Below are 23,629 nucleotides of genomic sequence, written 5' to 3'. Positions count from 1 at the left end.
AAAATTAAGGTATTAATAATAATGGAAAAAATCGCAGATATCATAGAAAGCATCGCGAATGAAAAAAATTTAGAGCTAGAAAGTGTTAAAGAAAGGGTTATTTTAGCTTTAATAAATACCGCTAAAAGAATTTATGGTCAAGAATATGATTTTTTTGTGGATGGAAAGAAATTAAATCTTTATCAAAAAATTACTGTTGTGGCGGATAATGATCCAAGATCTGAGGAAAATCAAGAAAGTTTTATTGCTCTTAGCAAGGCAAAAGCTGAAGCTCCTGATGTTGAAATTGGAGATGAGCTTACTTATGAGTGTTCTTTGGAAAATTTAGGAAGAACAGCGGTTAATATATTACATAAAGAATTGGAATATCATATCCAAAAACTGTTAGAACAAACTATTTTCGAAAAGTATAAAAATAAGATTGGTAAAATAGTATTTGGTAATGTTGTTCGTATTGATAATGATGAAAATACTTTTATAGAAATAGATGAATTAAGAGCTTTTTTACCAAGAAAAAATCGTATTAAAGGTGAAAAATTTAAGGTAGGGGATGTTGTAAAAGCAGTGATAAAGCGTGTTTATACTGACAAGGGTATTAAGATGGAGTTAAGCCGAACGAGCCCCAAGTTTTTGGAATGCTTATTAGAGGCTGAAGTCCCAGAAATTAAAGATGGATATGTTAATATTATTGGATGTGCGAGAATCCCAGGAGAAAGGGCAAAAGTTATACTCAAATCCAATGGAATTAATATAGATGCAGTTGGAGCTACAGTTGGAGTTAAGGGGGTTAGAATCAATGCTGTGAGTAAAGAATTGTACAATGAAAATATTGACTGTATTGAATTTAGCAACGAGCCTGAAATTTTAATTGCAAGAACCTTAGCGCCCGCTATAGTTAATTCTGTTAAAATTGAAGACAAAAAAGCTATTGTAAGTTTAAATAGTGAGCAAAAAAGTAAAGCTATAGGAAAAAGTGGCATTAATATACGCCTTGCAAGTATGTTAAGTGGTTATGAAATTGAGCTTTGTGAATTAAAAAATGGCCAGTCTAGTCATTCTTTAAGCAATGAAGAAGCCTTAAAAAATTTGCAAGATTTATTTAAAATTTAAAGCTTATCTGTAAATTTTTAAAATTTACAGATATTTTTTTTCAAACCACTTCCAATAAAAAGCCGCAAAAATAAATAAAGTTCCAAGAAGAAAAGTGATCATTCTTAAACTTAAATTTAATTCAAATAAAAATCCCATCAGTTGAGAAATAATAGCACTAAAGCTAAGATAAACCATATCAGTATAGGCAATCACCCTTCCATAATAAACCTTATCGCAGTTTTTTTGTATCATGGTATAGGTATAAGCCCAAAGCGAAGAAGTGAAAAAACCTGCAGCAATTAGCCCTAAAAAAGAGATATAAAAATTAAATTGAGTTAAAGCCCATAATATAATCCCAAATGCCTGTCCTAAATATAGATAAAATAAGGTTTTATTGTTGATAAATTTGCTTAAAATTACAGGCCCTAATGCCAAAGAACAAGCGCGCACGGCATTTAAAAAGCCAATCACCAAAGCAGCGGATAAAACTTCTTTATTGGCGAAAAAAAAATCTTTAATAGTGGATAAAGATTCTTGGTATTGATGTTGAGCGAGCAAAGCTACTAAAGTTTCATAAGCCGTTAGTCCTATAAAAGCATGAAGCAATATAAGATGAAGTATGATTTTATTTTTTAAAATGTAATTAAACCCCTCTTTAATCATCAAAGAGAAATTATCTTGATTTTTTTGCTTAATTTTGGGAATATCAAGTCTTGTTAAAATTAAAAAGCCACTCATAATAAGAAAACAGTCAAATAAAAAGGCGGTTTTTATTCCAAAGAAATAAATGAAAATTCCAGCACTTGCCATCCCAGCTGTATAAGAAACTGCCCAAATAACACTATGCATTTCATTAGCAAGTTTTAATTCTTGCGTGTTTAGAATTTTAGCAAGAAGACTCATTTCGGTTTGAAAATAAATAGAGGCAACACACAATCTAATAAAGATTAGAATAAATAAAAGCCAGAGCATGCTAAGGTTTGTTACAAAAGTAAGACAAAAAATAGAAATAAATTCAATACTTATCATGCTCAATAAAAGCTTTTTAGGTTTATTTCTCTCAACTATAACCCCATTAATAGGGGCAAGCAAAACTCCAGGTAGAAAGGCGAGCATAGCACTTGTTGAGGTTGCCCAAGTAGGAGCATTAAGGTTAACAAGCAAGGTAAAAACGCCTGTTTGCGAAAACCAAGCACCAAAATAAACTATAAATTGAACCGAAGCCAGAATTCTAATTGTCTTATTGTTTTTCAGTAAATCAAAGTAATTCATAAATGAAACTATAGCACAATTTATATTTTAAATGCTATAATATTTTAAAAATTTTAATGCATTAAGGACAAATATTTTGAAAAGATTAAATAAAACAGAAGCTTTAGATTTATTGAAAAATGCGAGTTTGGTTGAGCTTGGAGAAATGGCTTATCAAAAAAAAATAGAACTTCATCCTGAAAAAATTACTACCTTTGTAGTTGATAGAAATATAAATTATACTAATGTTTGTTGTATTGATTGTTCTTTTTGTGCGTTTTATCGTCATCACAAAGAAGATGACGCTTATATTTTAAGCTTTGAAGAAATTGGTAAAAAAATAGAAGAATTAGAGGCCATAGGTGGAACTCAAATTCTTTTTCAAGGTGGAGTACATCCAAAACTTAAAATCGAATGGTATGAAGAACTTGTTTCTTGGATTAAAGAGCATTATCCAAATATTACTATACATGGTTTTTCTGCAGTTGAAATTGCTTATATTGCCAAAGCGTCTAAAATTTCCATAGCAGAAGTGTTGCAAAGATTGCAGCAAAAAGGTTTATTTTCTATACCTGGTGCAGGGGCTGAGGTTTTAAGTGATCGAGTGCGCGATATAATAGCGCCAAATAAATGCGATACTAAAACTTGGTTGGATGTGCATCGTCAAGCTCATAAAATTGGGATGAAAAGTACCGCTACTATGATGTTTGGAACGGTTGAAAATGATGAAGAAATTATAGATCATTTAGAGCATTTAAGAGCACTTCAAGATGAAACTGGAGGATTTAGGGCTTTTATTTTGTGGAGTTTTCAAAGCGAAAATACTCTTTTAATTCAAAAACATCCTGAAATAATGAAACAAAGTTCTAACAAATATCTTAGGCTCTTAGCGCTTTCAAGGCTTTATTTGGATAATTTTAAAAATTTACAAAGTTCTTGGGTGACTCAAGGTTCTTTAATAGGTCAACTCGCTTTAAAGTTTGGCGCTAATGATTTAGGTTCGACTATGATGGAAGAAAATGTAGTGAGTGCTGCGGGTGCAAGTTATAGAATGAATCAAGATGAAATGATAAGATTAATTAGAAGTTTAGGTGAAAATCCTGCAAAACGTAACACAGCTTATGAAATTTTGGAGAAATTTTAATGCAATATTTAGAAAGCAAAGGGGTAAAAATTCCTTTTATCTTTGAAAAAAATCAAGATTTACCCATCGTTGTTTTAAAGCTTGTTTTTCAAAATTGTGGGCGAAGTTATGATGAAATTGCCGGACTTGCAAAAATGTTTTCTCGTATTTTAAACGAAGGCGTTGATGATCAATTTTTTAAAGAGTTGGAATTTAGAGCTATTAGCCTAGAAGCAAACAGTGGTTTTGAGAGTTTAGAAATCAATCTTTCTTGCTTGAAAGAACATTTTAAATTTGCAATGCATCAAATTGAACGATTATTGTTAAATCCTAGAATAGAAGAAAAAATTTTAAAAAAAATAAAAATTAATGTTTTGGGAGAATTAGCAAGTAAAAAAAGCGATTTTGATTATTTGGCAAAAAATTTACTCAATGCTGAAGTTTTTGAATATTCAGAATTTCAAAGCCCTAATGATGGAGATGAAAAAAGTATAGAAAAAATCACTTTAGAATCATTACATCGCTACCACAAAAAGAATATTCATTTAAGTAATTTAGTATGTGTTATAGGTGGAGATATTGAAGAAAAAGAGGCGAAAGATTTTTTAAATGATTTGTTTGAAAAGCTTCATAAAGGAGAAATAAATAAAAACAAAAAATATGAGCTTTGTAAAAAAAATAAAGATAAAATTTTAATCCGAAAAGAAAGCGAGCAAGCTTATATTTATTTTGCCACTCCATTGTATTTAAACCTCGATGATAAAGATATTCATCTAGCTAAAATTGCTTTATTTGTTTTGGGTCAAGGTGGATTTGGCTCAAGAATTATGGAAGAAATTCGCGTAAAAAGAGGTTTGGCTTATTCAGCTTATGCTATGTTAGATGTTAAATTATCTTTTTCTAGAATTTTTGGATATTTGCAAACCAAGAATGAAAGTGCTGCACAAGCAAAAAAAATTATCAAAGAACTCTTTAAAGATTTTTTACAACATGGTATCAATGAAAACGAACTTCTTCAAGCTAAAAATTTCATCATAAGTTCTTCTCCTTTGCGTTATGAAAGTCTTTCTAAGCGTTTAGCTATAGCTTTTAATGAGTATTATCAAGGGTTAGAGCAGGGATATTATAAAAAAGAATTAAATTTGATACAAAAGGTAAAACTTGAAGAAATCGATGCTTATATCAAACAGCATAAAGAGATATTAAATATGAGTTTTGCTAGTATTCAAAATGAAAATTAAAGAAAACGATTTTGAACTTTTTAAAAAGTTAAAAATAAAAAGCGCTATTGATTTGGCGCTTATTTTACCTAAAAAGATTGAAAATTTAAATTCAAGCAAATTCCCTAAAGAAAATGAAATTTGCACTCAAAAAATTATTTTAAAAAACGTAAATTACAATAAAAATCAACTTTTTGGCACAGGATTTTGCAAAGAGTGGAATAAAAATATTTCTTTTGTTTTTTTTCATCCAAGACCTTGGCATCATAAAATTTTAAAAACAGGAAAAGAAGTCATTTTTAATGCCAAACTCACTCTTTTTAATAATTTTTGGCAATTCAATAATCCTAAAATTTTAAATTCTTTTCAAGGTTTTATTCCAAAATACCAAATTGCAGGCATAAGGGATTTGAAAATTCAAGAATTCATGGCAAAGTATCTTACTTTTGAAAATTTAAAAGAAAGCGAAATAGATGATAAATACATCAATTTTCTTTTAAATTTGCATGCTTATGATGAAAAAAGTTTTGCGATGTTTCAAAATTTGGGATTTTTTCTAAATGATTTAAAATATATTGAAATTTTTAATTTTTTAAGACGGTTAAGGGCAAAAAAAACTAGTTATAAATCTTATAAAATTAATGTTTTGAATATTGACAATTGGCTTGATGGTCTTCCTTTTTCACCCACTCAAGATCAAATTAAAGCTTTAAAGGATATAGAGCAAGATCTAAATTCAAGAGAGGCTAAAAGACGGGTTATTATGGGTGATGTTGGATGCGGAAAAACCTTGATTTTATTAGGAGCTGCTTTAATGGTTTATCCAAAACAAGCTATTTTAATGGCGCCAACTAGCATACTTGCGAATCAGCTTTATGAGGAAGCAAAAAAACTTTTACCTGATTTTATAAATATTTTGTTTATTAAAGGAGGTAAAAAAGAAAAAGATTTAGCGCAAAAATTACAGAGTGCTAATCTGATTATAGGCACTCACGCTTTAATACATTTAAAAAATCATGAGGCTGTTTTAGTGATGATTGATGAGCAACATCGTTTTGGTTCTGCTCAAAGACAAAAAATTTACGCTTTAAACAAAAAAGATTTTGCGCCACATTTCATACAATTTTCAGCAACACCTATTCCAAGAACTTTAAGCATGATACAATCAGAATTTTTACAATTTAGCTTTGTTAAACAAATGCCTTTTAAAAAAGATATTTCTACTTTTTGCATACAAAATGAAGATTTTTCAAAATTAAATGAAAAGATAAAAGAAGAAATTGCGCAAAATCATCAAATTATTATTATTTATCCTTTGGTTAATCCAAGCGATAAAATTCCTTATCTTTCTTTAGAGCAAGCTAGTGAATACTGGCAAAGTCATTATGAAAAAGTTTTTGTAACTCACGGAAAAGATAAGCAAAAGGATGAAATTTTAAAGCGTTTTCGCGATGAAGGAAATATTTTATTAAGTACCACCGTCGTAGAAGTTGGAATTTCTTTGCCAAGATTAAGCACTATTGTAATAGTTGGAGCAGAGCGTTTAGGACTTGCCACCTTGCATCAACTTAGAGGAAGGGTTGGAAGAGTAGGACTTAAAAGTAGTTGTTATCTCTATACAAAACTTAAAGAAATTCCTATGCGTTTAAAAGAATTTGCAAACACTTTAGATGGTTTTAAAATCGCAGAACTTGATCTTAAAAATCGCTTGAGTGGAGATTTGCTTGATGGTTTTTTTCAGCATGGAAATGAATTTAAATTTTTTGATTTTTCTAAAGATGAAGAGATTTTAAAACAAGCAAAAGAAGATTTAAAGAAAATAAAAATTTAATTTTTTAATGACACTGATCAATGAGACGCTTTATATCGATAAAGCATATTTTTAAAATGAGAGGCTATCATCTGCGCTCGTTGTAAAATCACATTTTTCATTTCCTCATTATAAATTTTATCCAAGCTTTCTTCAAAAAGTTTTAACCAAATTTCAAAAAATTCTTCAGGAAAAGAAGGTAATTCGAGATGTTTTTTTAAAGGTTGCCCATTGTAATCACCCTTGCCCAAAAGAATACCTGACCAAAAATTTCCTATTTTTATTTTATGTTCTTCCCATTGTTTGTCACTTGTTCCTATGGCATTGTTAAAAATAGATCCCAATTTTTCATCTTTTCTTATTTTTTCGTAAAATATTTCCATAAGTATTTTTATATTTTCTTGGGTAATAGTATTTGATTTCATGATTGATTTTCTCCGATATTAATTTTATAAGATTAATATAACAAAAAATAGGAGAATTTTATTTAACATAGGTTAAAAATGAAGAATAAAAATTTATTAAAATATTTATATAAAATAGGAAAAACAAGAAAAATGCAAAAAAATAATATTTTATTTTATGAAGGAGAATTGGCAAAAAATTTTTTTATTTTATTGCAGGGAAAAATACGGGTTTATAAATGTGCTAAAGGTGAAAAAGAAATTACTTTGCATTATTTTAAACCTTTTGATTTTATTGCAGAAATGCCAGCTTTTAAAAGACTAAATTATCCAGCGAATGCTATTTGTGAGGAAGAGAGTAAAATATTAGAAATTAATTTTATTGAGTTTGAAAATTTGTGTAATAATAATGAATTTAACTTAATACTGATTAGTTCTTTATTAAATAAGATAAAAATTTTGGAAAAAAAGATATTGCAAAATTCTTTAGATTTAAAAACAAAATTGCTAAAATATATTTTGGAAAATGAAAAAAAATTAGATACAATTCTCCAAAAACAAATAGCGATAGATTTAAACGTAAGAGTGCAGTCTTTATCTAGAATATTAAAAGAATTAAAGCTGGCTAAACTAATTGACACAAAAAGAGGTAAAATTGAAATTATAAATAAAAAAGCACTCTTGGATGAAGTTTGGTAAAATTAAGGATAAAAAAATATGGATTTAAATTTTATAATTGAACATTTAAACGTATTTGCAATAGCTGGTTGGCTTACCTTGAAATTAAGCTTTTTTGGTATAGTTTTTTCCGTAATTATAGGATTATTTTGTATTTTAATAAGCTATTTTAGAGTTAAATTTATAGAACAAATTTGTAAAATTTATATAGAATTATCTCGAAACACTCCTTTATTGATACAACTTTTTTTTCTTTATTATGCCTTACCTAAATTTGGCATTCATCTAGAAAAAATTCCTCCTTTAAATTTGATTTGTTTGAGTGTTGGTGAAACTTTGCGTCCAGCTTTTGCTTGTGCGATTGTCGGTCTTAGTTTTTTAGGTGGATCTTATATGGCTGAGAGTTTTAGATCCGGGTTTGAGGCTATTAGAAAACAGCAATTTGAAGCAGGGCTTTCTTTAGGCTTTACAAAATTGGGAAATTTTCGTTATGTTATTTTACCTCAAATACTTGCCATTTCAATATCAAGTATTAGTGCAAATATTATTTTTCTTATCAAAGAAACCTCAGTGGTGAGTATTATAGCCCTGCCTGATTTGGTTACAGCTATGAAAGATCTAAATTCTCTAACCTATAAAACAGATGAGCTTCTATTTCTTTTGTTTATAGGATATTTATGCATTATTTTACCGATTTCTTTGATATTATTTTTTGTGGAAAAAAGGCTTTCAAATGCTTAATTTATTAAATTTAGATACTTTAAATCGTCTTTGGCAAGGTTTATTTGTTACGCTTGAAATTTCCATAATTAGTATTATAATTACATCTTTCTTTGGACTTTTCTTGGGTATTTTAATGAGTTTTAAAAATCGTTATATTTATATTTTATGCCGTTTTATTTTAGAATTTGTGAGAATTATGCCTCTTTTAGTTTGGCTTTTTATAGTATATTTTGGTTTTTCAAGATGGCTTGGGGTTAATTTAAGCAGTACAGCTTCAGCTATTATTGTGTTTAGCATTTGGGGAAGTTTTGAAATGATGGATTTGGTTAGATCTTCATTGCAAAGTATTCCTAAACACCAATATGAAAGCGCTAAAAGTTTAGGTTTAAATAAATTTCAAGCGTATTTTTATATTATTATTCCACAAGCCTTTCGTCGTCTCACTCCTGTAAGTATGAATTTGCTTACTCGTATGATAAAAAGCACAACTTTTGCTTATTTAATTGGTAGCGTGGAGCTTGTAAAGGTAGGGCAGCAAATTATTGAATTTAATAATAAAAACGATTTGGCTCCTTTTATAATCTATGGTTCTATTTTTTTTATTTTTTTTATAATTTGTTATCCTATTACGTTATATTCTAGAAAATTAGAAAAAAAATGGAGTTAAAATGAGTATTTTAAAAGTAACAAATTTGCAAAAATATTATGGAACTCATCACGTTTTAAAAAATATTAATTTAGAGGTAAAACAAAAAGAAGTTGTTGTGATCTTAGGTCCAAGCGGCTGTGGAAAATCAACTTTTTTAAGATGTATTAATGGATTGGAAGAAATTGCAGATGGGACTATACAAATTGGCCAAGATAAAATCGATAAAAATTTTAAAGATTGGACAAGGATTCGTCAAAAAGTAGGCATGGTGTTTCAATCTTATGAACTATTTGAACATTTAAGTGTTAAAGACAATATACTTTTAGGCCCTTTAAAAGTACAAAAAAGATCTAAAGAAGAGGTTTTAAAAGAAGCTAAAATATGGCTTGAAAAAGTAGGGCTAATTCATAAATTAGACGCTTTTCCTAGAGAATTAAGTGGAGGGCAAAAACAAAGAATTGCCATAGTAAGAAGCCTTTGTATGAATCCAGAACTCATGCTTTTTGATGAGGTAACAGCAGCGCTTGATCCTGAAATTGTTCGTGAAGTTTTAGAAGTGATGTTAAATTTGGCTAAAGATGGTATGACTATGTTAATTGTTACACATGAAATGGGCTTTGCTAAAGCAGTTGCCGATAAGATAGTTTTTATGGATAATGGAGAAGTGATCGAGGAGAATAATCCGCATGATTTTTTTGAAAATCCTAAAAGCGAAAGGGCGAAAAAATTTTTAAATTTGTTTGATTATCATAAATAATTTTATGATAATATTCTTTTTTAGAGAATATCTGGTTAAATTAATAAATATTTTCTTGACAAAATGTTTTTTTTAATATATAATTCGTCTTTTAAAATTTTAGTTCTATATTTAATTAGAATTTTAAGATTTGCTGGTTTAGCTCAGTTGGTAGAGCAGCTGCCTTGTAAGCAGCAGGTCGGGGGTTCAAGTCCCTTAACCAGCTCCATTTTATTTTTTAACAGTGTTTGACCAGATATTTTTATGGTAACAATGGTGAGTTACTCAAGTGGCCAACGAGGGCAGACTGTAAATCTGCTGGCTTTCGCCTTCCGTGGTTCGAATCCACGACTCACCACCATGCTTTGCGGGAGTAGCTCAGTTGGCTAGAGCATCAGCCTTCCAAGCTGAGGGTCGCGGGTTCGAGTCCCGTTTCCCGCTCCAATGTTTAACTGGGAGCTGTGTTTTTATTATAACTACAGTGTATTCCCATAATTTTTTCAGTTGTCTGTATTATATTGGTTTTCTGAGCGCTCGTATGGCTCAGAGGTAGAGCACTCCCTTGGTAAGGGAGAGGTCGCGGGTTCAATTCCCGCTATGAGCTCCATTATTTATTGAAAAGATTATAAATATAGACTTGGTTTTGCTTACATTTATTTTTTATATTGGAGGAAAAAAATGGCTAAAGAAAAATTTTCACGTAATAAGCCACACGTAAATATAGGTACTATCGGTCACGTTGACCACGGTAAGACTACTTTGACAGCTGCTATTTCTGCTGTTCTTTCAAGAAGAGGCTTAGCAGAGCTTAAAGATTATGATAATATTGATAATGCTCCTGAAGAAAAAGAACGTGGTATTACCATTGCTACTTCTCATATTGAATATGAAACAGAAAATCGTCACTATGCACACGTTGACTGTCCAGGTCACGCTGACTATGTTAAAAACATGATTACAGGTGCTGCGCAAATGGACGGTGCGATTCTTGTTGTTTCTGCAGCAGATGGTCCAATGCCACAAACTAGAGAACATATTCTACTTTCTCGTCAAGTTGGTGTTCCATATATAGTTGTTTTCATGAATAAAGCAGATATGGTCGATGATGCTGAACTTTTAGAGTTGGTTGAAATGGAAATTAGAGAATTGTTAAGTTCTTATGATTTCCCAGGGGATGATACTCCAATTATTTCTGGTTCTGCATTAAAAGCTCTTGAAGAAGCTAAAGCTGGTCAAGATGGTGAATGGTCTAAAAAAGTATTGGATCTAATGGCAGCGGTTGATAGCTATATTCCAACTCCAACTCGTGATACTGAAAAAGATTTCTTAATGCCAATCGAAGATGTTTTCTCAATTTCTGGACGTGGTACAGTTGTTACTGGAAGAATTGAAAAAGGTGTGGTTAAAGTAGGTGATACTATTGAAATTGTTGGTATTAAAGATACGCAAACTACTACCGTTACTGGTGTTGAAATGTTTAGAAAAGAAATGGATCAAGGTGAAGCTGGAGATAACGTAGGTGTTCTTCTTCGTGGTACTAAGAAAGAAGAAGTTATTCGTGGAATGGTTCTTGCAAAACCAAAATCAATTACTCCTCATACTGATTTTGAAGCTGAAGTTTATATTTTAAATAAAGATGAAGGTGGTAGACATACTCCATTTTTTAACAATTATAGACCTCAATTCTATGTAAGAACAACAGACGTTACAGGTTCTATTAAATTAGCAGATGGCGTTGAAATGGTTATGCCAGGTGAAAACGTAAGAATTACAGTAAGCTTGATAGCTCCAGTAGCTCTTGAAGAAGGAACACGTTTTGCCATTCGTGAAGGTGGCAAAACAGTTGGTTCTGGTGTTGTTTCTAAAATAATTAAATAAATATTATAAGAAAGTCAAGTTTTTATACTTGACTTTTATTTTAAGGGAAAAAAATGAGAATTAAGATTGGTTTAAAATGCGAAGAGTGTGGTGATATCAATTATAGCACTTATAAAAATAGTAAAAATACAACTGAAAAGTTAGAATTAAAAAAATATTGTCCAAGATTAAAAAAGCATACACTTCACAAAGAAGTAAAATTAAAAAGTTAAGCTCTTAGGGCAATAGCTCTAACGGTAGAGCATCGGATTCCAAATCCGCAGGTTGGGGGTTCGAATCCCTCTTGCCCTGCCATATTAAGGTTTATATAAATGGAAAAATTAATAACTTATTTTAAATTATCAAAGGCTGAACTAAGGAAAGTAATTTTTCCTTTAAAAGAACAGGTGCGAAATGCTTATATTACTGTTTTTATAGTAGTTGCGGTTATTTCAGTATTTTTGGCATTAGTAGATTGGATTATGTCGTCCGTTGTTTCTTTGGTTGTATAAGGAGATAGTGATGAATACTTATAAATGGTATGCAATTCAAACTTATGCCGGTAGCGAAATGGCTGTAAAAAGAGCTATTGAAAATTTAGTCAAAGATAATGGTATTGAGGACAGGCTAAAAGAAATAGTCGTTCCGACAGAAGATGTTATTGAATTTAAAAATGGAAAAGAAAAAATCAGTGAAAGAAGTTTGTATTCAGGATACGTGTTTGCACATCTTGATTTAAATACAGAACTTTGGCATCGAATTCAATCTCTTCCAAAAGTAGGACGTTTTATTGGGGAATCAAAAAAACCAACCCCTTTAACAGAAAAAGATATCAATTTAATTTTAGAAAAAGTTCACAATCGCGCAGCTCCTAAACCAAAAATTTCTTTTGAAGAAGGAGAAAATGTAAGAATCACTGAAGGTCCATTTGCGAATTTTACTGCTATTGTAGAAGAATATGATATGGTTAGAGGCTTATTAAAATTAAATGTTTCTATTTTTGGACGTTCAACTCCGGTGGAGATTTTGTATTCTCAAGTTGAAAAAATAATTTAAATTTATTAAGGAGAATTGTTATGGCTAAGAAAGTTGTAGGCGAAATTAAATTACAAATTGCTGCCACTAAAGCAAACCCATCACCACCAGTTGGTCCTGCTTTAGGTCAGCAAGGTGTTAATATTATGGAATTTTGTAAAGCTTTTAATGAAAGAACAAAGGATATGGCAGGTTTTAATATTCCTGTTGTGATTACAGTTTATGCAGATAAGAGCTTTACTTTTATTACAAAACAACCGCCAGCTACCGATTTAATCAAAAAAGCAGCTGGTATTTCTAAAGGCACAGATAATCCTTTGAAAAATAAAGTGGGTAAATTAACTCGTGCTCAAGTTTTAGAAATTGTTGATAAAAAAATTGCAGATTTAAACACTAAAGATAGAGATCAAGCAGCAAAAATTATTGCTGGTTCAGCTCGTTCTATGGGTGTTGAGATCGTTGATTAATCCTTTTGACCGCTTAAAGTAAAAAGCGGTAGCACTTTAAAAATGCGGAGAGTATAAAAATGGCTAAAATGGTAAAAAGATTAAAAAAAATATTAGAGAAAGTGGATACAAATAAAATTTACAGTGTTAATGAGGCAATAGAAACAGTTAAAGAGTTAAAATCAGCAAAATTTGATGAAACTGTTGAAATCGCTTTAAAATTAAATGTTGATCCAAGACACGCTGATCAAATGGTAAGAGGATCTGTTGTACTTCCTGCTGGAACAGGTAAAAAAGTTCGTGTAGCTGTTATTGCAAAAGATGCTAAAGCAGATGAAGCCAAAAATGCTGGAGCAGATATTGTTGGAAGCGATGATTTAGTTGAGGAAATTCAAAAAGGAAATATGAATTTTGACGTATTGATTGCGACTCCAAATTTAATGGGCTTGGTAGGTAAAGTAGGTAGAATTTTAGGTCCTAAAGGTTTAATGCCAAATCCAAAAACCGGAACAGTAACTATGGACGTTGCGCAAGCTGTAAATAATGCTAAAAGTGGACAGGTAAATTTTAGAGTTGATAAACAAGGAAATATTCATGCAGGACTTGGAAAAGTAAGTTTTTCTAAAGAGCAATTATGGGATAATGTCTCAACTTTTATAAAAGCTATTAACAAACATAAACCAGCTGCAGCAAAAGGTAGATATATTAAAAGCGCTGCTTTATCTTTAACTATGAGTCCATCAGTAAAACTTGAAGTTCAAGAATTACTTGATATGAAATAAAGAGTTGTAAAAAACTCTTTATTTTTCTTGAAATAAACATTTGAGAAAATGTTAATTTTTTGAAATGTTTATTTTAGATTGAAGATAGTCGAGGCGTAAGCTTAATTGGAAAATTTCCTCTCTACTTGAAATCTCAATCGGAAAGGAGAAAATGTGACTAGAAGCGAAAAAGTTGAAGTTATTGTTAAGCTCGAAGAAAATTTCAAAGCTAGTGAAGCTATTATAGTTTGTGATTATAAAGGCTTATCTACTAAGAAATTAGAAGAACTTAGAAATAATGCAAGAGAAAATAATGTAAAAGTTCAAATTATTAAAAATACTTTGGCTAACATTGCTCTTAACAATTCCGGAAAAATAGGTCTAGTTCTTAAAGATACTAATATTTATCTTTGGGGAGAAGATCAACTTAGTGTTTCAAAAGTAGCTGCTAAATTTGAAGAAAACAATGAAAAATTTCAAATTAAAACTGCTTTTGTTGATGGTGAAGTTGCAGACGTTGCTAAGGTTAAAGCCTTAGCTAAAATGCCTTCACGTAATGAGTTGCTTGCTATGCTTTTGCAAGTTTGGAAAGCGCCAATTGCCAACTTTACTATTGGTTTAAATGCGCTAAAAAATAAAAAAGAAACTGAATAAAAAGGATTTAAAATGGCAATTTCAAAAGAAGATGTATTAGAATATATTTCAAATTTAAGTGTTCTTGAGCTTTCTGAGCTTGTAAAAGAATTCGAAGAAAAATTTGGTGTATCAGCTGCTCCGGTAATGGTAGCTGGCGGTGCAGCAGCAGGTGGCGGTGCAGCAGCTGCTGAGGAAAAAACAGAATTCGATATTGTTTTAACTGACGGTGGTGCTAAAAAAATCGAAGTAATTAAAATTGTTAGAGCTTTAACTGGTCTTGGACTTAAAGAAGCTAAAGATGCTGTAGAGCAAACTCCTTCAACTTTAAAAGAAGGTGTAGCTAAAGCTGAGGCAGAAGAAGCTAAAAAACAACTTGAAGAAGCTGGTGCTAAAGTAGAACTTAAATAATTTAATTTTTTAAATTGGATTTAGTTTAAGAAGATTTGTTTTTACAAGTCTTCTTTTTTTGTTTTTACCTAGTTTTTAGGTCTTCTTTTTTAAATTTACAAAATTTACCATGAGGTATATGCAAATGTTAGATAATAAATTAAGAAATCGTTTAAGAGTAGATTTCTCCAATATTTCAAAACAAATAGAAATTCCAAATCTTTTACAATTACAAAAAGCTAGTTTTGATTATTTTTTAAATTTTAATAATGGTGAAAGTGGTATAGAAAAAGTTTTTAAATCAATTTTTCCAATACATGATCCGCAAAATAGATTGAGTCTAGAATATGTAAATAGTGAAATAGGCAAACCAAAATATACTATTCGCGAATGTATGGAAAGAGGTTTAACTTACTCTGTAAATTTAAAAATGAAAATCCGTCTTACTTTACATGAAAGAGATGAAAAGACAGGTGAGAAAGTTGGTATAAAAGATATCAAAGAACAAGAAATTTATATCAGAGAAATTCCATTAATGACAGATCGTGTATCTTTTATTATTAATGGTGTAGAAAGAGTAGTTGTTAATCAGCTTCATAGAAGTCCTGGTGTAATTTTTAAAGAGGAGGAAAGCTCAACAGTAGCTAATAAGCTTGTTTATACAGCACAAATTATTCCTGATCGTGGTTCTTGGTTGTATTTTGAATATGATGCTAAAGATGTGCTTTATGTGAGAATTAACAAAAGAAGAAAAGTACCCATAACTATGCTTTTTAGGGCATTAGGATATAAAAAGCAGGATATTATAAAGTTATTTTATCCTATTCAAACAATCCATGTTAAAAAGGATAAATTTTTGACTGAATTTAATCCTAGCGATTTTATGGATAGAATAGAATATGATATCAAGGATGAGAAAGGTAAGGTTGTCCACCAAGCGGGAAAAAGATTGACGAAGAAAAAAGCCGAGCAATTGATTAAAGATGGATTGAAATGGATAGAATATCCAATAGAAGTTTTATTAAATCGTTATTTAGCAAATCCTATTTTTGATAAAAATAGCGGCGAAATGCTTTTTGATTCTCTAACGCTTATTGATGAAAGCAAACTTGCAAAAATTAAAGAGCAAAAAAGTTTTGAAATTGCAAATGATTTAGCTAATGGTGTAGATACTGCTATTATCAACTCATTTATACAAGATAATGAAACTTTAAAATTATTAAAACAAACTGAAAATATTGAAGATGAAAATGATCTAGCTGCAATAAGAATTTATAAAGTTATGAGACCTGGTGAACCAGTAGTTAAAGATGCGGCAAAAACTTTTGTTAATGATCTATTTTTCAATCCAGAAAGATACGATTTAACCAAAGTTGGTCGTATGAAAATGAATCATAAATTAGGTCTTGATGTCCCTGAATATGTAACTGTTTTAACCAATGAAGATATTATTAAAACTGCAAAGTATTTGATTAAGGTTAAGAATGGCAAAGGTCATATTGATGATAGAGATCATTTAGGAAACCGTCGTATCAGATCTATAGGTGAACTTTTGGCCAATGAACTTCATTTAGGATTGGCAAAAATGCAAAAAGCTATCCGAGATAAATTTACTTCTTTAAATTCTGATATTGATAAAGTTATGCCTTATGATTTGATTAATCCTAAGATGATCACTACAACCATCATTGAATTTTTCACAGGTGGACAACTTTCACAATTTATGGATCAAACAAATCCACTAAGTGAGATCACTCATAAGCGTCGTTTATCTGCACTTGGTGAAGGGGGGCTTGTTAAAGAAAGGGCAGGTTTTGAAGTTAGGGATGTTCATGCTACTCATTATGGTAGAATTTGTCCAGTAGAAACCCCAGAGGGGCAAAATATCGGTTTGATTAATACCCTTTCAACTTATGCTAAAGTGAATGAACTTGGTTTTGTTGAAGCACCTTATAAAAAAGTTGAAAATGGAAAAGTTACCGATGAAATTGTTTATTTAACCGCTACACAAGAAGAAGGTTTATTTATCGCAGCTGCATCAACTAAGGTAGATGCTAAAGGCAATATCGTCGAAGAATTCGTTGAAGCAAGACAAGATGGAGAAACTATTTTAGCTAAAAGAGAAGAAGTTCAACTTATCGACCTTTGCTCAGGTATGGTTGTTGGGGTTGCAGCATCTTTAATCCCTTTCTTAGAGCATGATGATGCAAACAGAGCTTTGATGGGTTCTAACATGCAACGCCAAGCTGTCCCTCTTTTAACTTCAAGCGCTCCTATAGTAGGTACTGGAATGGAGAGCACTATTGCGCGCGATGCTTGGGAAGCTGTTAAGGCTAAGCGTGGCGGTATAGTAGAAAAAGTAGATAATAAAAGTATTTTTATCTTGGGTGAAGATGAAAAAGGTCCTTTTATTGATCACTATATTATGGAGAAAAATTTACGCACCAATCAAAATACAAATTATATTCAACATCCTATTGTTAAAAAGGGAGAAGTGGTTAAAGCAGGGCAAATTATTGCCGATGGTCCTTCTATGGATCAAGGAGAATTGGCTATTGGAAAAAATGCTTTAATTGCTTTTATGCCTTGGAATGGTTATAATTATGAGGATGCTATTGTAGTAAGCGAAAGAATCATTCGCGAAGATACGTTTACAAGCGTTCATATTTATGAAAAAGAAATTGAAGCTAGAGAATTAAAAGATGGTATAGAAGAAATCACTAAAGATATACCAAATGTAAAAGAAGAAGATATTGCGCATTTAGATGAAAGCGGAATTGCAAAAATAGGAACTCATATCAAACCGGGTATGATTTTGGTTGGAAAGGTTTCACCAAAAGGTGAGGTTAAACCAACGCCAGAAGAAAGACTTTTAAGGGCTATTTTTGGCGAAAAAGCAGGCCATGTTGTAAATAAGTCTTTATATGCTACTGCTTCATTAGAAGGTGTAGTTGTAGATGTAAAAATATTTACTAAAAAAGGTTATGAAAAAGACGAAAGAGCTTTAAAAGCGTATGATAAAGAAAAAATGTCTTTAGAAAAAGAACATCACGATAGACTTTTGATGATGGATAGAGAAGAAATGCTCAGAGTTTGTGCTTTATTGTCCAAATCAACTTTAAACAGTAGTCAAAAAATCGGTGATAAAACTTATAAAAAAGGCGAAAAAGCTGATTTAAGCGATTTGGAAAAAATCAATCGTTTTACGCTTACTACTATTATTAAAGCTTATTCTAAAGAAGTTCAAAAACAATATGAAGATTTGAAAAATCATTTCCAAAATGAAAAGAAAAAACTAAAAGCTGAACACGATGAAAAGCTTGAAATTTTAGAAAAAGATGATATTTTACCAAGTGGAGTGGTAAAACTTGTCAAAGTTTATATCGCTACAAAACGAAAGTTAAAAGTGGGCGATAAAATGGCAGGACGTCACGGAAATAAAGGCATTGTTTCCACTATAATCCCAGAAGTTGATATGCCTTATCTTGCAAATGGAAAAAGTGTAGATATTGCACTCAATCCTTTAGGGGTTCCAAGTCGTATGAATATAGGTCAAATTTTGGAAAGCCATTTGGGACTTGTTGGATTAAGACTTGGAGAGCAAATTCAAGAGATCTTTGATAGAAAACAAAAAGATTTCATTAAAGAATTAAGAGCGAAGATGCTTGAAATTTGCTCTATTCCAAGACTTGTAAATGAAAAAGAATTTATCAAAAAATTAAGCGATGAAGAACTTTTAGATTATGCTAGAGATTGGAGTAGGGGGGTTAAATTTGCAACCCCTGTTTTTGAAGGTGTCAATATAGAGGAATTTAAAAAATTGTTTGAATTAGCAAAAATTGACATGGATGGAAAAACAGAGCTTTACGATGGAAGAACCGGTGAAAAGATAGCAGAACGTGTTCATGTGGGATGTATGTATATGTTAAAACTTCACCACTTAGTTGATGAAAAAGTTCATGCAAGAAGTACAGGACCTTATAGCCTTGTAACCCAACAACCAGTTGGAGGTAAAGCACTTTTTGGAGGTCAAAGATTTGGAGAAATGGAAGTGTGGGCACTTGAAGCTTATGGAGCGGCACATACTTTAAGAGAAATGCTAACTATTAAATCAGATGATGTAGAGGGTAGATTTAATGCTTATAAAGCAATCACCAAAGGAGAAAATGTTCCAGCGACAGGAATTCCTGAGACATTTTTTGTTTTAACTAATGAACTTAAATCACTTGCGTTAGATGTTGAGATTTTTGATAAGGATGAGGACAATGAGTAAATTTAAAGTCATAGAAGTAAAAGAAGATGCTAGACCTAGAGATTTTGAAGCTTTTCAACTAAGGCTTGCTAGTCCTGAAAAAATAAAATCTTGGTCTTATGGGGAAGTAAAAAAACCAGAAACGATCAATTATAGAACTTTAAAACCTGAAAGAGACGGTCTTTTTTGTGCTAAAATTTTTGGTCCTATCCGTGATTATGAATGTCTTTGCGGTAAATATAAAAAAATGCGCTTTAAAGGAGTTAAATGTGAAAAATGTGGCGTTGAAGTTGCTAATTCTAAAGTTCGTCGTTCAAGAATGGGGCATATTGAACTTGTAACTCCAGTAGCGCATATTTGGTATGTGAATTCTTTACCAAGTCGTATAGGTACACTTTTAGGTGTAAAGATGAAAGATCTTGAGCGTGTACTTTATTATGAAGCTTATATTGTTGAAAATGCTGGTGATGCATATTATGATAATGAAAATACTAAAAAAGTTGAATATTGTGATGTTCTAAATGAAGAGCAATATCAAAATTTAATGCAGCGTTATGAAAGTAGTGGTTTTAAAGCGAGAATGGGTGGAGAAGTTGTTCGAGATCTATTGGCTAATTTAGATCTTGTAGCTCTTTTAAATCAATTAAAAGAAGAAATGGCCGCAACTAATTCAGAAGCAAAGAAAAAGACTATCATTAAACGTTTAAAAGTGGTTGAGAATTTTTTAAATTCAAATTCTAATACCGATGTTGATAGTGAAAATGCAGTTCCTAATCGCCCAGAGTGGATGATGATAACTAATTTACCAGTATTACCACCAGATTTACGTCCTTTGGTTGCTCTAGATGGCGGAAAATTTGCGGTTTCTGATGTAAATGATTTATATCGTCGTGTTATCAATAGAAATACTCGTCTTAAAAAGCTTATGGAGCTTGATGCGCCAGAAATCATTATAAGAAATGAAAAAAGAATGCTTCAAGAAGCAGTAGATGCTTTATTTGATAACGGTCGTCGTGCTAATGCGGTTAAAGGAGCTAATAAGCGTCCATTGAAATCTTTAAGTGAAATTATCAAAGGTAAGCAAGGGCGTTTTAGACAAAACTTGCTTGGAAAAAGGGTTGATTTTTCGGGACGTAGCGTTATTGTTGTAGGTCCAAAATTAAGAATGGATCAATGTGGTTTGCCTAAAAAAATGGCTTTAGAGCTTTTTAAACCGCATTTATTAGCTAAGCTTGAAGAAAAAGGTTATGCAACAACCGTTAAACAAGCAAAAAAAATGATAGAGAATAAAACCAATGAAGTTTGGGAATGTTTAGAAGAGGTTGTAAAAGGTCATCCTGTTATGCTAAACCGCGCTCCAACTTTACATAAGCTTTCTATCCAAGCTTTTCATCCGGTTTTAGTTGAGGGTAAAGCAATACAATTGCATCCTTTAGTATGTGCTGCTTTTAACGCAGACTTTGACGGAGATCAAATGGCGGTGCATGTACCGCTTTCTCAAGAAGCTATTGCAGAATGTAAAGTGCTTATGCTTTCTTCAATGAATATTCTTTTGCCAGCGAGCGGTAAATCAGTAACCGTTCCTTCGCAAGATATGGTTTTAGGAATTTATTATCTTTCTTTGGAAAAAGCAGAAGCAAAAGGATCTCATAAAATTTGCACAGGTATTGATGAAGTAATGATGGCACTTGAAAGCAAGTGTTTAGATATTCATGCGAGCATACAAACTGTTATTGATGGTAGAAAGATTACAACAACAGCAGGAAGACTTATTGTAAAATCTATTTTACCTGATTTTGTTCCTGAATCTAATTGGAATAAAGTTTTAAAGAAAAAGGATATTGCTGCGCTTGTTGATTATGTTTACAAACAAGGTGGTTTAGAAATTACTGCTAGCTTCTTGGATAGACTTAAAAATTTAGGTTTTGAATACGCTACAAAAGCAGGTATTTCTATTTCTATAGCAGATATTATTGTTCCTGATGACAAGCAAAAAGCTATTGATGAAGCCAAAAAACAAGTTAGAGAAATTCAAAATTCTTATAACCTTGGTTTGATAACTTCTGGGGAAAGATATAATAAAATTATTGATATTTGGAAAAGTACAAATAACCTTCTTTCAAAAGAAATGATGAAATTAGTTGAAAAAGATAAGGATGGTTTTAACTCCATTTATATGATGGCAGATTCTGGAGCTAGAGGTAGTGCAGCGCAAATTTCTCAGCTTGCTGCAATGAGAGGACTTATGACTAAGCCAGATGGTTCTATTATTGAAACTCCTATTATTTCAAATTTCCGTGAAGGTTTAAATGTACTTGAGTATTTCATATCTACTCATGGTGCTAGAAAAGGTCTTGCAGATACGGCGCTTAAAACCGCAAATGCAGGCTATTTGACAAGAAAATTAATCGATGTTGCACAAAATGTAAAAATTACCATGGAAGATTGTGGTACACACGAAGGAGTTGAAATTAATGAAATTACTGCTGATAGTTCCATAATAGAGACATTAGAAGAAAGAGTTTTAGGTAGAGTTTTGGCAGAAGATGTGATCGATCCTATTACAAATTCTGTTCTCTTTACTGAAGGAACTTTAATTGATGAAGAAAAAGCTAAGATGTTTAGCGAAAATGGTATTAAAAGTGTAAATATTCGAACTCCAATTACTTGTAAAGCTAGAAAAGGAATTTGTGCTAAATGTTACGGTGTAAATCTTGGCGAAGGAAAACTTGTTAAACCAGGTGAAGCTGTTGGTATTATTTCAGCACAGTCTATTGGGGAGCCTGGTACTCAGCTTACATTAAGAACTTTCCATAGTGGTGGAACCGCAAGTACGGATTTACAAGATAGACAAGTTAGTGCTCAAAAAGAAGGTTTTATAAGATTTTATAATTTAAAAACTTATAAAAATAAAGAAGGAAAAATGATAGTTGCAAATCGTAGAAATGCAGCTATTTTATTGGTAGAACCAAAAATAAAAGCTCCATTTAAAGGAATAATCAGCATAGAGAATATCCATGAAGATGTGATTGTTTCTATTAAAGATAAAAAACAAGAAATTAAATACACGCTTAGAAAATACGATCTTGCAAAAGCAAATGAATTAGCAGGGGTTAGCGGAAGTATAGATGGTAAATTGTATCTTCCTTATCAAAATGGTGCTGAAGTTGATGAAAATGAAAGTATTGTTGAGGTGATCAAAGAAGGATGGAATATTCCTAATCGTATTCCATTTGCAAGTGAAATTTTAGTTAAAGATGGCGATCCAGTTGTTAAAAATATCAAGGCAGGTGAAAAAGGAACCTTGAAATTTTATGTTCTTAAAGGTGATGGTCTTGATAGGGTTAAAAATGTCAAAAAAGGTGATGTAGTCAAAGAAAAAGGTTTTTTTGTTGTTATCGCTGATGAAAATGGGAGAGAAGCAAAAAGACATTATATTCCAAGAGAATCAAAAATTGAATTCAATGATAGTGCTTTGATTGAAGATCCTAACGCTATTATAGTAAGTGCTCCAAAGAAAGAAAGTATTGTTGTTGCAGAATGGGATGCTTATAATAATACCATTATTGCTGAAATTGATGGAACTATAAGTTTTGAAGATATTGAAGCAGGTTATAGTGCTGATGAACAAATTGATGAAGCAACGGGTAAGCGATCTTTGGTAATTAATGAATATCTTCCAAGTGGTGTTAGGCCAACTTTAGTGATCGCTGGAAAAGACAATAAAGCAGTGCGTTATCAATTAGAGCCAAAAACAGTTATTTTTGTACATGATGGTGATAAGGTTTTACAGGCTGATATTTTGGCAAAAATTCCAAAAGCTGCTGCAAAATCTAAAGATATCACAGGAGGTCTTCCAAGAGTTTCTGAGCTATTTGAAGCAAGAAAACCAAAAAATGCTGCTGTGATTGCTGAAATTGATGGAGTAGTTCGTTTTGATAAGCCGTTACGTTCAAAAGAAAGGATAGTCATCCAAGCAGAAGATGGTACAAGCGTTGAGTATTTGATCGATAAATCTAAGCATATACAAGTTAGAGATGGTGAATTTATACATGCTGGAGAAAAATTAACCGATGGTGTAGTTTCAAGCCATGATATACTTAAAATTTTAGGAGAAAAAGCTTTACATCATTATCTAATTTCTGAGATTCAACAAGTTTATAGAGGACAAGGCGTTGTTATTTCAGATAAGCATATTGAAGTTATTGTTTCTCAAATGTTAAGACAAGTAAAAGTTATTGATAGTGGACATACTAAATTTATAGAAGGCGATCTAATATCTAGACGTAAATTTAGAGAAGAAAATGAAAGAATTATGAGAATGGGTGGGGAGCCAGCTATTGCTGAACCTGTTCTTTTGGGTGTTACAAGAGCTGCAATTGGAAGTGATAGTGTGATTTCTGCAGCATCTTTCCAAGAAACAACTAAAGTTTTAACTGAAGCTAGTATAGCTGGAAAATTTGATTATCTAGAAGATTTAAAAGAAAATGTTATTTTAGGTAGAATGATTCCTGTAGGAACTGGTCTTTATGGAGAAAAGAAGTTCAAATTAAAAGAAAATAATTAAAA

General features: G+C 31.4%; 20 protein-coding genes and 5 tRNA genes. 23 read left to right on the top strand and 2 right to left on the bottom strand.

The genetic code is table 11. The annotated features are described in order from the left end of the window. The first annotated feature begins 21 nt into the window (after positions 1–21). Positions 22–1,110: a transcription termination factor NusA gene (nusA, locus tag H2277_RS00585; protein ID WP_337200471.1), complete on the top strand. Its 1,089-nt coding sequence runs from the start codon at positions 22–24 to the stop codon at positions 1,108–1,110. Between the two features lie 24 nt (positions 1,111–1,134). Here the strand turns inward: nusA and H2277_RS00580 are convergent, their stop codons facing one another. Next, positions 1,135–2,364, bottom strand: coding sequence for an MFS transporter (locus tag H2277_RS00580; RefSeq protein ID WP_337200470.1), 1,230 nt, complete (start codon positions 2,362–2,364; stop codon positions 1,135–1,137). Positions 2,365–2,440: 76 nt separating this feature from the next. Here H2277_RS00580 and H2277_RS00575 point away from each other — a divergent pair, with 76 nt between their 5' ends. Genes H2277_RS00575 through recG form a run of 3 tightly spaced genes read left to right on the top strand, consistent with a single transcriptional unit; the run spans position 2,441 to position 6,517 of the window. Continuing rightward, positions 2,441–3,487 carry a dehypoxanthine futalosine cyclase gene (locus H2277_RS00575; RefSeq protein ID WP_337200469.1) on the top strand — a complete coding sequence of 349 codons (1,047 nt, stop codon included), beginning with the start codon at positions 2,441–2,443 and terminating at the stop codon, positions 3,485–3,487. Then, positions 3,487–4,707: a pitrilysin family protein gene (locus H2277_RS00570; RefSeq protein ID WP_337200468.1), complete on the top strand. Its 1,221-nt coding sequence runs from the start codon at positions 3,487–3,489 to the stop codon at positions 4,705–4,707. The genes H2277_RS00575 and H2277_RS00570 overlap by 1 nt, the downstream gene beginning before the upstream one ends. After that, entirely contained in the window at positions 4,697–6,517 is a 1,821-nt protein-coding gene (recG, locus tag H2277_RS00565) for an ATP-dependent DNA helicase RecG (RefSeq protein WP_337200467.1), read from the top strand. Before H2277_RS00570 ends, recG begins: the two co-directional genes overlap by 11 nt. A 17-nt stretch (positions 6,518–6,534) precedes the next feature. On the opposite strand, the gene H2277_RS00560 is transcribed toward recG, so the two are convergent. Then, positions 6,535–6,921 (bottom strand): group III truncated hemoglobin, encoded by a 387-nt coding sequence (locus tag H2277_RS00560; protein WP_337200466.1) that lies wholly within the window; start codon positions 6,919–6,921, stop codon positions 6,535–6,537. Between the two features lie 78 nt (positions 6,922–6,999). On the opposite strand from H2277_RS00560, the gene H2277_RS00555 reads away from it, so the two are divergent. The 19 genes from H2277_RS00555 to rpoC all read left to right on the top strand — a co-directional run bounded on the left by H2277_RS00555 (position 7,000) and on the right by rpoC (position 23,627). Then, entirely contained in the window at positions 7,000–7,599 is a 600-nt protein-coding gene (locus tag H2277_RS00555; protein ID WP_337200465.1) for a Crp/Fnr family transcriptional regulator, read from the top strand. Between the two features lie 18 nt (positions 7,600–7,617). Then, complete coding sequence (locus tag H2277_RS00550) at positions 7,618–8,319, top strand: amino acid ABC transporter permease (RefSeq protein ID WP_337200464.1); 702 nt, start codon at positions 7,618–7,620, stop codon at positions 8,317–8,319. Beyond that, a complete protein-coding gene (locus H2277_RS00545) occupies positions 8,312–8,968 on the top strand; it encodes an amino acid ABC transporter permease (protein ID WP_337200463.1) in 657 nt (218 codons plus the stop codon). Before H2277_RS00550 ends, H2277_RS00545 begins: the two co-directional genes overlap by 8 nt. 1 nt (position 8,969) lies before the next feature. Beyond that, the gene (locus H2277_RS00540; RefSeq protein WP_337200462.1) at positions 8,970–9,707 is read left to right on the top strand and encodes an amino acid ABC transporter ATP-binding protein; all 738 of its coding nucleotides are present in this window, start codon (positions 8,970–8,972) and stop codon (positions 9,705–9,707) included. 132 nt (positions 9,708–9,839) lie between these two features. Continuing rightward, positions 9,840–9,915, top strand: a tRNA-Thr gene (locus H2277_RS00535). 46 nt (positions 9,916–9,961) lie between these two features. Then, positions 9,962–10,047, top strand: a tRNA-Tyr gene (locus tag H2277_RS00530). A gap of 6 nt (positions 10,048–10,053) precedes the next feature. Next, positions 10,054–10,130, top strand: a tRNA-Gly gene (locus H2277_RS00525). Between the two features lie 88 nt (positions 10,131–10,218). Continuing rightward, a tRNA-Thr gene (locus H2277_RS00520) sits at positions 10,219–10,293 on the top strand. 71 nt (positions 10,294–10,364) lie between these two features. Further along, positions 10,365–11,564, top strand: coding sequence for an elongation factor Tu (tuf, locus tag H2277_RS00515; protein ID WP_137622495.1), 1,200 nt, complete (start codon positions 10,365–10,367; stop codon positions 11,562–11,564). A 53-nt stretch (positions 11,565–11,617) separates the two neighbouring features. Further along, positions 11,618–11,776, top strand: coding sequence for a 50S ribosomal protein L33 (gene rpmG, locus H2277_RS00510; protein ID WP_137620925.1), 159 nt, complete (start codon positions 11,618–11,620; stop codon positions 11,774–11,776). Positions 11,777–11,782: 6 nt separating this feature from the next. After that, positions 11,783–11,858: transfer RNA gene (locus tag H2277_RS00505), tRNA-Trp, on the top strand. Between the two features lie 17 nt (positions 11,859–11,875). After that, entirely contained in the window at positions 11,876–12,055 is a 180-nt protein-coding gene (gene secE / locus H2277_RS00500; RefSeq protein WP_337200461.1) for a preprotein translocase subunit SecE, read from the top strand. A gap of 10 nt (positions 12,056–12,065) precedes the next feature. After that, positions 12,066–12,599: a transcription termination/antitermination protein NusG gene (nusG, locus tag H2277_RS00495; protein WP_337200460.1), complete on the top strand. Its 534-nt coding sequence runs from the start codon at positions 12,066–12,068 to the stop codon at positions 12,597–12,599. 20 nt (positions 12,600–12,619) lie between these two features. Continuing rightward, complete coding sequence (gene rplK / locus H2277_RS00490) at positions 12,620–13,045, top strand: 50S ribosomal protein L11 (protein ID WP_002779452.1); 426 nt, start codon at positions 12,620–12,622, stop codon at positions 13,043–13,045. A 59-nt stretch (positions 13,046–13,104) separates the two neighbouring features. Further along, positions 13,105–13,806, top strand: coding sequence for a 50S ribosomal protein L1 (rplA, locus tag H2277_RS00485; RefSeq protein WP_337200459.1), 702 nt, complete (start codon positions 13,105–13,107; stop codon positions 13,804–13,806). 153 nt (positions 13,807–13,959) lie between these two features. After that, positions 13,960–14,439, top strand: coding sequence for a 50S ribosomal protein L10 (gene rplJ / locus H2277_RS00480; RefSeq protein ID WP_337200458.1), 480 nt, complete (start codon positions 13,960–13,962; stop codon positions 14,437–14,439). Between the two features lie 12 nt (positions 14,440–14,451). Next, positions 14,452–14,829 carry a 50S ribosomal protein L7/L12 gene (gene rplL, locus H2277_RS00475; RefSeq protein ID WP_137624319.1) on the top strand — a complete coding sequence of 126 codons (378 nt, stop codon included), beginning with the start codon at positions 14,452–14,454 and terminating at the stop codon, positions 14,827–14,829. A gap of 124 nt (positions 14,830–14,953) precedes the next feature. Then, positions 14,954–19,081, top strand: a complete 4,128-nt coding sequence (gene rpoB / locus H2277_RS00470) for a DNA-directed RNA polymerase subunit beta (RefSeq protein WP_337200457.1) — start codon at positions 14,954–14,956, stop codon at positions 19,079–19,081. Next, a complete protein-coding gene (gene rpoC / locus H2277_RS00465) occupies positions 19,074–23,627 on the top strand; it encodes a DNA-directed RNA polymerase subunit beta' (RefSeq protein WP_337200456.1) in 4,554 nt (1,517 codons plus the stop codon). The genes rpoB and rpoC overlap by 8 nt, the downstream gene beginning before the upstream one ends. The last annotated feature ends 2 nt before the right edge of the window (positions 23,628–23,629 follow it).

Origin of the sequence: Campylobacter sp. W0014 (genome assembly GCF_020135975.1) — a bacterium.
In the GTDB taxonomy this organism is placed as follows: domain Bacteria; phylum Campylobacterota; class Campylobacteria; order Campylobacterales; family Campylobacteraceae; genus Campylobacter_D.
The sequence above is the reverse complement of the archived record's forward strand: the minus strand, read 5'-3'. Positions and strand labels throughout refer to the sequence as shown.